This window comes from Cytobacillus citreus, from assembly GCF_018343665.1.
In the GTDB taxonomy this organism is placed as follows: Bacteria; Bacillota; Bacilli; order Bacillales; family Cytobacillaceae; genus Cytobacillus; species Cytobacillus citreus.
In genome coordinates this window covers 780593-790380 of the sequence record NZ_JAGYPM010000004.1, presented here as the reverse complement: position 1 = coordinate 790380, position 9788 = coordinate 780593, and the positions used below count along the sequence as shown (strand labels likewise).

9 protein-coding genes and 1 rRNA gene (1 of these 10 cut by a window edge) are annotated in these 9788 nt (G+C 36.7%); 3 read left to right on the top strand and 7 right to left on the bottom strand.

From position 1 onward, the window contains the following. Both KHA94_RS20315 and KHA94_RS20310 read right to left on the bottom strand, forming a co-directional pair. Positions 1–483: ribosomal RNA gene (locus KHA94_RS20315) — 16S ribosomal RNA — on the bottom strand (it extends 1068 nt beyond the left edge of the window). 432 nt (positions 484–915) lie between these two features. After that, positions 916–1791, bottom strand: coding sequence for a nucleotidyltransferase-like protein (locus KHA94_RS20310; protein ID WP_213103897.1), 876 nt, complete (start codon positions 1789–1791; stop codon positions 916–918). Positions 1792–1946: 155 nt separating this feature from the next. On the opposite strand from KHA94_RS20310, the gene KHA94_RS20305 reads away from it, so the two are divergent. Beyond that, positions 1947–2294 carry a YgzB family protein gene (locus KHA94_RS20305; RefSeq protein WP_213103896.1) on the top strand — a complete coding sequence of 116 codons (348 nt, stop codon included), beginning with the start codon at positions 1947–1949 and terminating at the stop codon, positions 2292–2294. A 106-nt stretch (positions 2295–2400) separates the two neighbouring features. Here KHA94_RS20305 and perR read toward each other — a convergent pair whose 3' ends face one another. The 3 genes from perR to KHA94_RS20290 form a co-directional block, all read right to left on the bottom strand. Continuing rightward, positions 2401–2838 carry a peroxide-responsive transcriptional repressor PerR gene (perR, locus tag KHA94_RS20300; protein WP_185150673.1) on the bottom strand — a complete coding sequence of 146 codons (438 nt, stop codon included), beginning with the start codon at positions 2836–2838 and terminating at the stop codon, positions 2401–2403. 506 nt (positions 2839–3344) lie between these two features. Continuing rightward, entirely contained in the window at positions 3345–3815 is a 471-nt protein-coding gene (gene bcp, locus KHA94_RS20295; protein ID WP_213103895.1) for a thioredoxin-dependent thiol peroxidase, read from the bottom strand. A gap of 66 nt (positions 3816–3881) precedes the next feature. Beyond that, positions 3882–4292 carry a two pore domain potassium channel family protein gene (locus tag KHA94_RS20290; protein WP_213103894.1) on the bottom strand — a complete coding sequence of 137 codons (411 nt, stop codon included), beginning with the start codon at positions 4290–4292 and terminating at the stop codon, positions 3882–3884. A 197-nt stretch (positions 4293–4489) separates the two neighbouring features. Here KHA94_RS20290 and KHA94_RS20285 point away from each other — a divergent pair, with 197 nt between their 5' ends. Beyond that, positions 4490–5785, top strand: coding sequence for a glutamate-1-semialdehyde 2,1-aminomutase (locus KHA94_RS20285; protein WP_213103893.1), 1296 nt, complete (start codon positions 4490–4492; stop codon positions 5783–5785). 360 nt (positions 5786–6145) lie between these two features. Then, a complete protein-coding gene (locus KHA94_RS20280) occupies positions 6146–7213 on the top strand; it encodes an FUSC family protein (RefSeq protein ID WP_213103892.1) in 1068 nt (355 codons plus the stop codon). 119 nt (positions 7214–7332) lie between these two features. On the opposite strand, the gene KHA94_RS20275 is transcribed toward KHA94_RS20280, so the two are convergent. Together KHA94_RS20275 and ntdP are read right to left on the bottom strand one after the other, a co-directional pair. Then, on the bottom strand, positions 7333–9081 hold the full coding sequence (locus tag KHA94_RS20275) for an ABC transporter ATP-binding protein (protein WP_275950911.1): 1749 nt from the start codon (positions 9079–9081) through the stop codon (positions 7333–7335). 95 nt (positions 9082–9176) lie between these two features. Further along, positions 9177–9707 (bottom strand): nucleoside tri-diphosphate phosphatase, encoded by a 531-nt coding sequence (gene ntdP, locus KHA94_RS20270; protein ID WP_213103891.1) that lies wholly within the window; start codon positions 9705–9707, stop codon positions 9177–9179. Positions 9708–9788: the final 81 nt, after the last annotated feature.

The following is a 9788-nucleotide window of genomic DNA, read 5'->3' as shown; positions in this document are numbered from 1 at the left end:
TACCGCCCTATTCGAACGGTACTTGTTCTTCCCTAACAACAGAGTTTTACGATCCGAAAACCTTCATCACTCACGCGGCGTTGCTCCGTCAGACTTTCGTCCATTGCGGAAGATTCCCTACTGCTGCCTCCCGTAGGAGTCTGGGCCGTGTCTCAGTCCCAGTGTGGCCGATCACCCTCTCAGGTCGGCTACGCATCGTTGCCTTGGTGAGCCGTTACCTCACCAACTAGCTAATGCGCCGCGGGCCCATCTGTAAGTGATAGCCGAAGCCATCTTTCAGCTTTCCTACATGTGTAGAAAAGAATTATCCGGTATTAGCTCCGGTTTCCCGAAGTTATCCCAGTCTTACAGGCAGGTTGCCCACGTGTTACTCACCCGTCCGCCGCTAACTTGCGAGAGCAAGCTCTCACAAGTCCGCTCGACTTGCATGTATTAGGCACGCCGCCAGCGTTCGTCCTGAGCCAGGATCAAACTCTCCAATAAGATGAGACTTCCATTACGGGATGTCTTCCCCCGAAATGGTTAGTCGAATCGATCGGGTATTTACGGGCAGTTATCCGAAAGGATATTACTGCTCGTTAATACGCGATAAAGAGTTGATATAGCTCACTTGCACACGGATGTGCTGACGTCGATGTTGCCACAGGACGTGGCGTTCTTAATCGACGATCATTTATAGTCTTAAAAAAGTCTTAGAATTTACGTTGACGTTTTTGTTCGTTCAGTTTTCAAAGAACAATATTTTCCGTTTATCGCTCAGAAGCGACTTTTCTAATATAACATGTGTCGTTGTTACTGTCAACACTATTTTAAAAAAATCATCCGTCAGCAGCTCTTTGTTTATGCTTACAAATCGCAGCGACGGATATTAATATAACAAGTAATAATAAAAAGGTCAATAACATTTTTGTTTTTTTACGATAATTTTTTTCCGAGTTTATAGTAACGATGAAAAATATCTTGACCTTTAGTTTCAATATTAACTATTTCGACAACATGCTTATCAATTAAATATTCAAGAAGCATGCCCAGATCAACAGAATAGAATATCAATTCCTCGTGTTTCATCAGCTCACTAATAGACCAAAATTCTTTTTCTGATAGCACATCAACAAAGTGACTGATTCCACTCTTCGTTTTAGAATGAATTAAAAATTCACTTGCTAGGAAGAGCAGTTCTAATCTTTTCTCTAATGGCTCATGACTATACACCAGTTCTTCATATAACTTTAATATTTCTGGTTCAATCTGCTTAACCTGCTGCCAAACGGTAACCTCCGGATGAAAACCGTGCTCAATAATGGCAAGTCTTGCAAGATGGTGAAGGGAGTGAACAACATGATTATATGTATCTAAATAATGTCCGTTTTCAAAAAATGCTCTTCCGTCCATATAGCGGCGAATTAATTTTGCAAATTCTATTCCCATTTTCAGCTTCCGCCCATTAAACGGGAACTCCCTTAATTCTGTTTTTAGATTGTGAATATATTCATTTCGTTCAAATAATATTTTTCCGTTATATAACCAATCAAAAATTTTCTTGTTAGATCCTAGCAAAAGCCATTCATGTAATTGTTGGTCTGTAACCATATATAAAGCAGATTTCTTATCGTTATAAGTATAATGCTTAACAAATACGTGAGTTTCAGCTTCCTTCACGAGAATAAGTAGGACTGCATCAAACGTGTCAGTAGCTGGAATGTTTTTTTGTTGCTTATTAATTATTATAACCCCTAGGGTGTTCGCTTGACTTGCCCGTTCCTGGTAAATAGGCCGGAGAATGTCTTCCATTATCATTCCTCCATTTTATTGATTAACTATATGTTCGACAATTTTTTTAAATAATCCTCCTTAAGTAGAGAGAAAAAGATAACTTTTATTAACTTTAATTTTTGTTTATCATCTAACAACCGTTATGATATAGTTATTCCTTAGGAGGGACAAGGATGGCTAAATATTCTAGTAAAATTAATAAAATACGATCATTTGCCCTTGGTTTAATATTTGTTGGTTTTCTTGTCATGTACATAGGTATCTTCTTTAGAAATTCCCCTCTTGCTATGACAATATTTATGCTTTTGGGATTGCTCTTTATTATTGCAAGCACTGGAGTATATTTTTGGATTGGGATGCTTTCAACTAAAACGATACAGGTAGTTTGTCCAAATTGCGGCAAACACACAAAAATGCTTGGGCGTGTAGATATGTGCATGTATTGTAAAGAGCCGTTAACACTTGATCAAAACTTAGAGGGCATGGAATTCGACGAAAAATATAACAAGAAGAAAAAATAAAACTCGGCAAAAGGCCGAGTTTTATTTTTCACAAAAAGCCCATGAAAAATGAATAAGCTGTCAGCAACTTGGCCACCAGCTTAGTTTTAGTTTGAGCATATTAATATTAATGCGCTTCTTTACTAGCACAATCTGGGCAGGTTCCATAAATCTCCATACGATGATGGCTTATTTTAAACCCTGTCACATGAGAGGCTAAATGCTCAACTTCATCAAGTCCTGGATAATGGAAATCAACAATCTTACCACATTTTTCACAAATCACATGATAGTGATGTGTTGTTACAAAATCAAATCGGCTTGATGCGTCTCCATAGGTTAATTCTTTAACAAGTCCAACCTCACGAAATACTCTTAAATTATTGTAAACTGTTGCCACACTCATATTAGGAAACTTTCCTTCTAGAGCTTTATAAATATCATCTGCAGTTGGGTGCGACATAGAGTTTATTAAAAATTCAAGTATCGCATGACGCTGTGGTGTTATGCGAACTCCGGTATCCTTTAAAGTATCTAGCGCTTCTTTTAATTGAATATGCGCCACCGCCATGCACCTCTTTTCTAACAAGAATTATTACTTTATAATCTTTATAATTAGTTTACTCACTATTTGCTACTTTTGTCAACATTACAACCTACATTACATTAAAGATGTCCAAAGCATCCTTCATTATCATTGAAGTTATGTTTACTAACCCCCTTCTTTATTTCACTTATCTTGTTTTAATATATGAATGATAAGTATGTTTAAAAACCTCCTTTTGAAAAACTTGACGTTCGCCAAGTCCTTCAGTCGAATGCTTAATTTTCCTTATGCGACCTTTTTGACAGAGTTTAAATCAAAACATCATCATTTTCACTTTAGTACGCTAACAACTTAAATTTTTCTTCTAGCCAAAGAAAAAAAGGCGAATCAATTAAGATCCGCTTTATCATTTATCTGAGGAGGTATGCCCTAATAAAATGATATTCAAAACTTTGGTTTATGAATGGACAGAAGCCTTGTTTATAAAAAAATAGGCAAAAACTAAATATGGTTGCAATTTAAAATTATGAAAGACTTTCCTGAATATATTTCAGGGCTTCTTCGACATGTCCTTTAACTTTAACCTTTCTCCATTCCTTGACTAGCTTGCCGTCCTTTTCAATTATGAAAGTACTGCGTTCAATCCCCATATATTCTTTCCCAAAATTTTTCTTTAGCTTCCAGACATCATATGCTTCTGCAGCCTTATGTTCCTCATCTGCAAGAAGGATAAAAGGTAAATCATATTTTTCTATAAATTTTTCATGCCGTTTCATTGGATCTGGACTTATTCCAATGATAACTGCATTCACTTCTGAAAAACGATCATGCTGATCCCGAAAATCACAAGCTTGGGTTGTACAACCAGGTGTCATATCCTTTGGATAGAAATAAAGAACGATATTTTTTCCACGATAATCGGACAACTTAACCGCTTCGCCTGTACTTGCAAAAAGCGTAAAATCTGGAGCTAATTCTCCTAAAGTAACTGACATCGAAATCCCTCCAATGGGTTTTTCTTAAGCCTATCCAATTTTCAATGGAAACTCAACTTATCTATCCTACAATTTATTTTCCATGTCAAACACTGCCCTAAAAACGAAAGCAGCCGGAATGGTATAACCAATTAATGCCTCAAGCACCGAGATCATTCTTCCAATTCCAATAGGTGCAATATCACCATATCCTACTGAAAATAGTGTAACTGCACTGAAATAAAAACCCGTTTCTAATTGACTAAGGAAATTTTCATCAAATCCTATCGTCCCATCCATAAAAACAGAATACCCATTAAATTCCAGAAGGATATATATTAATCCGAACCCGAGCATGAGAGTTACATATATAAATGCTAAATACATAAAGTTTTCAAATGAAAGCTTCTTTCCTTGTAATCGGTGAGGTATAAATAAGGTTCTCAAACTCATAATCATACAAAAAACGATAAGTACTAGGAATATATAAAAAACCATTACACTCCCTCTCTTCTCTCTCATCTGATATACTATACGCCTTATGAGCAAATGGTATGACAGCTTGTCAAAGAAAAGCGCTGAAGCTAATCAATTCTCAAACTCACAAAAAGTTCAAAGCATCCATTCAAAAAAACATGGTAATATAATAAAGGTTGCAAAAACTCTATTTCCGATCATTGAAGGAGGATCTATATATGCAATTTACCAATTCAGAGCGAATACATAAGCAGGCACTTGAACATATTGTTGGTGGTGTAAACAGCCCTTCTCGTTCATATAAAGCAGTAGGCGGAGGGGCACCTGTTGTCATGGAAAAAGGGCAAGGGGCGTACTTTTGGGATGTGGATGGAAATCAATATATCGATTATTTGGCAGCATACGGACCTATTATTACTGGACATGCCCATCCACATATTACAGAGGCGATTAAGACTGCTGCAGAAAATGGCGTTCTTTATGGAACACCAACTCCACATGAAGTGAAATTTGCCGAAATACTGAAGGAAGCTATGCCAGCATTAGAAAAGGTACGTTTCGTGAATTCTGGAACGGAAGCAGTTATGACAACGATACGTGTAGCACGTGCTTATACGGGTCGAGATAAAATTATTAAATTCGCAGGCTGCTATCACGGACATTCTGACCTTGTTCTTGTTGCTGCAGGATCCGGTCCTTCCACACTAGGTACTCCAGATTCCGCTGGCGTTCCGAAGAGCATCGCTCAAGAAGTAATTACAGTTCCATTTAATGATATCGAGCCATTTAAAGAAGCATTAGAAAAATGGGGAAGCGAGATCGCGGCAGTTCTTGTAGAGCCAATCGTTGGGAACTTCGGAATTGTTGAACCAAAGCCAGGCTTCCTCGAGCAAGTAAATGAATTAACACACGCTGCAGGAGCACTTGTTATTTATGATGAAGTCATAACCGCATTCCGCTTCATGTATGGCGGAGCACAGGATCTTTTAGGCGTAATGCCCGATTTAACTGCAATGGGAAAAATAATTGGCGGAGGATTGCCAATTGGTGCCTATGGCGGCAAAAAAGAAATTATGGAAAAAGTTGCTCCGTTAGGCCCAGCGTACCAAGCTGGTACAATGGCAGGAAATCCAGCATCAATTTTGTCAGGTATTGCATGCCTTGAAGTTCTTAAGCAAAAGGGCGTTTATGAATACCTTGATCAATTAGGTGCAATGCTTGAAGAAGGTATTGAAGCTGCTGCTAAGGAGAATAATATTCCGATAACGATAAATCGCTTAAAAGGAGCTTTAACTGTTTATTTTTCTGATGTAAAAGTTGAAAACTATGAACAAGCAGAAAACACGGATGGAGAAATGTTTGCGAAATTCTTCAAACTCATGCTTAAACAAGGAATCAATCTAGCACCATCGAAGTATGAAGCATGGTTTATTACGATTGCCCATACAGAAGATGACATTCAAGCGACCATTCAAGCAGTAAATCACGCATTTCAAGCATTAAAGGATGCATAATTCCTATTATATTTAATACGATTTTAAGGAGCGATTATTCGCTCCTTTTTCTTTTGCTAATAGGAACTCATAGGACTTAAATGAGTCTATTTCTACAGGCATTCGTTGAAAACGACTTTGCCAAATTATCTATTCTACCTTTCAGAGGAGCCACACAGGATTAACCAATTTGTTAAAAATTTTAATGAAATTCCATTGTACTTCTTTATTTATCCATGTATAGTACATTCATGTTATCTAACAATTTAATCTTGAATCGATTTCAATCATTTTTCGTATATAGATATGTTACAATGAGTGTTCTTACATTCATATTACAAACAGAGGAAAGCTCTTCTGAAAGAAAGGAAACAAATTAGTATGAAGCTTGGTGCCCGCATTTTGAAAACGGGAATCGCAATTGTTCTATCATTATTTTTAGCAGAATTATTTCAGATGCCATCACCTGTATTTGCGGCAATTGCAGCTATTTTCGCAATACAGCCGACTATTTATCGATCCTTCTTGTCGATCATCGAACAAGTGCAAGGGAATGCAATTGGAGCCATTGTCGCAATTGTGTTTGTCCTTGTATTTGGTAATCATATATTCATTATCGGATTGGCAGCTATTGTTGTCATAACGATTAACTTAAAGCTTAAAATTGAAAATACAATTGGATTGGCACTTGTTACATTGATCGCCATTATGGAAACGCCAGGTGATACCTTCATCCAATTCGCGCTTATCCGCTTTTCTACTATTATGTTAGGGGTATTTTCTGCTTTTATCGTTAATCTTCTATTCTTACCGCCTAGATATGAAAAAAAGCTTTACTTTAAACTCTCAGACATTACGGAAGAAACAACAAAATGGATTCGATTAACAATAAGACATGCTTCTGAACATAAATTATTGAAAAACGATATTGGAAAAATGAAAGAAACAGTCAGAAGCCTTGATCATTTATATTTAATGTATAAGGAAGAAAGAAATTATTTCAAAAAAGATACGATCGCTAAGTCACGAAAGCTAGTTATTTATCGCCAAATGATATCTACAATAAAAAGATCACTAGAAACATTACGAAAATTGCATCGCTTTGAAAATGATCTTCAGGAAATGCCGGCAGACTTTCAATATGTTGTTCAGCAGCAGCTAGATTGTCTCATTCATTATCACGAGCATGTAATGTTGAAATTTATTGGAAAGGTTCGTCCACAAGTGGTTTTTGAAGAAGGTGACATTTTTCTAAATAGAAAAGAGCTTTTCAATCTTTTCTTTTCACAGCAAAAAGAAGCTAAATTAGAGGATGATGCGATTTTACCCCATACGATGCAAATCATCTCAGCCATAATTGACTATAATGAACAAGTTGAACATCTTGATAAATTAATTTCTAGTTTTCAAACCTATCATAAAAAGTCTAATGAAGTAACAATTGAATAGAGATCTGTCTTAGAAGGGTATATTTGCTCAAGAATTGAAAGCAGATATGCTGCTATATTGCATGAAAACAGAAGGGCTGTCTCAAAGCCGAAAATTCAGCTTATGAGACAGCCCCTATTTTAATTCTCAAGCTGCTGTACTTGGAATAACTTATAATAATTCCCCTGTTTCTTCATTAACTCCTCATGACTTCCAATTTCTGAAATTTCGCCGTGTTCAATTAAAATAATGCGATCTGCATGTGTAATGGTTGAAAGTCGATGAGCAACAATGAAGGTAGTCCGATCTTTCGCTAGCTGTTCGAGTGCTTCCTGTATTAAATGTTCGCTTTCTAAATCTAAGGCAGATGTTGCTTCATCTAAAACTAAAATTGGCGGGTTCTTTAAAAATACTCTTGCAATGGCTACCCTTTGCTTTTGCCCCCCAGAGAGCTTCACTCCACGCTCTCCAACCTTTGTGTCATAGCCATTTGGCAAGTTCATAATAAACTCATGAGCATTAGCAGCCTTGGCCGCTGCAATGACCTCTTCTTCTGTTGCATCCGGTTTCCCTAAGAGAATATTGGTTTTGACTGATTCACTGAAAAGAATATTATCTTGTAAAACCATCCCGATTTTATCCCGTAAAGATCTTACCTTAAATGAACGGATATCTTTCCCGTCTAATAAAATGCTCCCTTTTGTTACATCATAAAACCTAGGAATCAATCCTACTAGTGATGATTTTCCACCGCCGCTCATTCCTACAAGCGCAATCGTTTCTCCTTTTTTTATATGAAGAGAAATATTTTTTAATACTAGATCTTCCTTTTCATCGTAAGCAAAGCTAACCTGCTCGAAATTGATATCTCCTTTAATATTTGTGCATTCAGCAGCATTTGGAGAATCATCAATATCATATTTCTCATCAATTAATTCAAACACCCTGTCCATCGAAGCTATCGATTGTGTAAGTGTTGTGGATGAATTTACTAATCTTCTAAGAGGGCTGTACAATTTATCGATATAGGCAATGAAAGCCATCATCGTTCCCATAGAGAGGTTACCTTGAATAACTTGGTAACCTGAATAGCTGATGACGAGTAAAGGTGCGATATCTGTTATTGTGTTTACAACAGCAAATGCCTTTGCATTCCATTTCGTCTGATCGATAGCTTTAATTAAAAAATTTCCGTTTTGCTTATTAAACTGGGTTTGTTCATAGTCTTCAATGGCAAAGCTCTTAATTACTGCCATTCCTTGGACACGTTCATGGAGATAACCTTGGACTTCTGCAAGTGCCTGTGACCGAGCCCTTGTTAGCTTTCTTAAATTACCGAAAAAGTACTTCACAGAAAACCCATAAAAAGGAAAAAGAATTAACGAAACGATCGTTAAAGTGATGTCCATTTGCATCATAATCACGACTGCTATCACAATGGTGGCAATATCAAGCCATAGGTTCATTAGTCCTGTAATGACAAACGTCTTTGTTTGCTCAACATCATTAATAACTCTAGAAATAACCTCTCCAGCTCTTGTGTTAGAATAATATTTAAAGCTTAGCTTTTGTATATGTGTAAATAGCCTATCTCGTATATCATATAAAATTTTACTAGCTACCCATTGTGCAAAATATTGTCGATAATATTCTATTGGAGGACGAATGATAGCAAATATTAAAATCATTATTCCCATCATTTTCAATAAGCTGCTTGTCTTATCAGCACTGCTTAAATCAGGATTTCCTATAACATCATCAATGACAAATTTGATTAATAGCGGAATCAATAGAGGAATCGCAAATTTTATGATTCCAATTATAATTGTTAATATGATCTGAAGGCGATAAGGCTTAACAAAATGCATGTAACGCCGGATGCTGCCCAACTTTTTTCCCCCTCTAAACACTTTCCTCTTTTGGCCATATAAAAACCTGTTGATACAACGTCAACAGGCGTTACTTATGGTACCCATCCATTTTTTCATCGTCTGTATGTAAGATATCTTTCATACCAAATATCAATAAAATCCGGTGCAAAAGGACCTTTTCTTTGGCGAATCCAATGAATTAATTGATCTACATTGAATTTTAGAATCCGGTCAATGGGCTCGGGATAATTCATTTCCAAACGATGTCTTTCATATTCATCCTCGTCAAGTAAATTGAAAGTCATATCAGGAAACACTTTAATATCAAGATCATAATCAATATATTTCACTGCTTCCCCATCAAAAATAAATGGAGAGCTCAAATTACAATAATAATAAATCCCATCTTCCCGAATCATCCCAATCACATTAAACCAATATTGGGAATGAAAATAACAAATCGCCGGCTCTCTCGTAACCCATGTCCTTCCATCCGATTCTGTTACAACAGTCCGGTCATTTCCGCCAATTACTAAATTTTGAGTCCCTTTTAATACAGTTGTTTCCTCCCAGACGCGATGGATGTGCCCATTATGTTTATAGCTATGGATTTGTACTGGTTCTCCTTCACTGGGTACTGCCATTCTTTTTCCCCTACTTTCATTTCACCGGGCTTTGCAACCTATTCAAATAAGAAAAACGCTGCGTATCTTTTTTTAGAGACG

Bases quoted from the DNA above. Each gene is read 5' to 3' on its own strand.
- KHA94_RS20280 (WP_213103892.1), top strand. From the start codon at position 6,146: ATGAAGCTTGGTGCCCGCATTTTGAAAACGGGAATCGCAATTGTTCTA.
- bcp (WP_213103895.1), bottom strand. From the start codon at position 3,815: ATGTCAGTTACTTTAGGAGAATTAGCTCCAGATTTTACGCTTTTTGCA.
- KHA94_RS20305 (WP_213103896.1), top strand. From the start codon at position 1,947: ATGGCTAAATATTCTAGTAAAATTAATAAAATACGATCATTTGCCCTT.
- KHA94_RS20285 (WP_213103893.1), top strand. From the start codon at position 4,490: ATGCAATTTACCAATTCAGAGCGAATACATAAGCAGGCACTTGAACAT.
- KHA94_RS20310 (WP_213103897.1), bottom strand. From the start codon at position 1,791: ATGGAAGACATTCTCCGGCCTATTTACCAGGAACGGGCAAGTCAAGCG.
- KHA94_RS20290 (WP_213103894.1), bottom strand. From the start codon at position 4,292: ATGGTTTTTTATATATTCCTAGTACTTATCGTTTTTTGTATGATTATG.
- ntdP (WP_213103891.1), bottom strand. From the start codon at position 9,707: ATGGCAGTACCCAGTGAAGGAGAACCAGTACAAATCCATAGCTATAAA.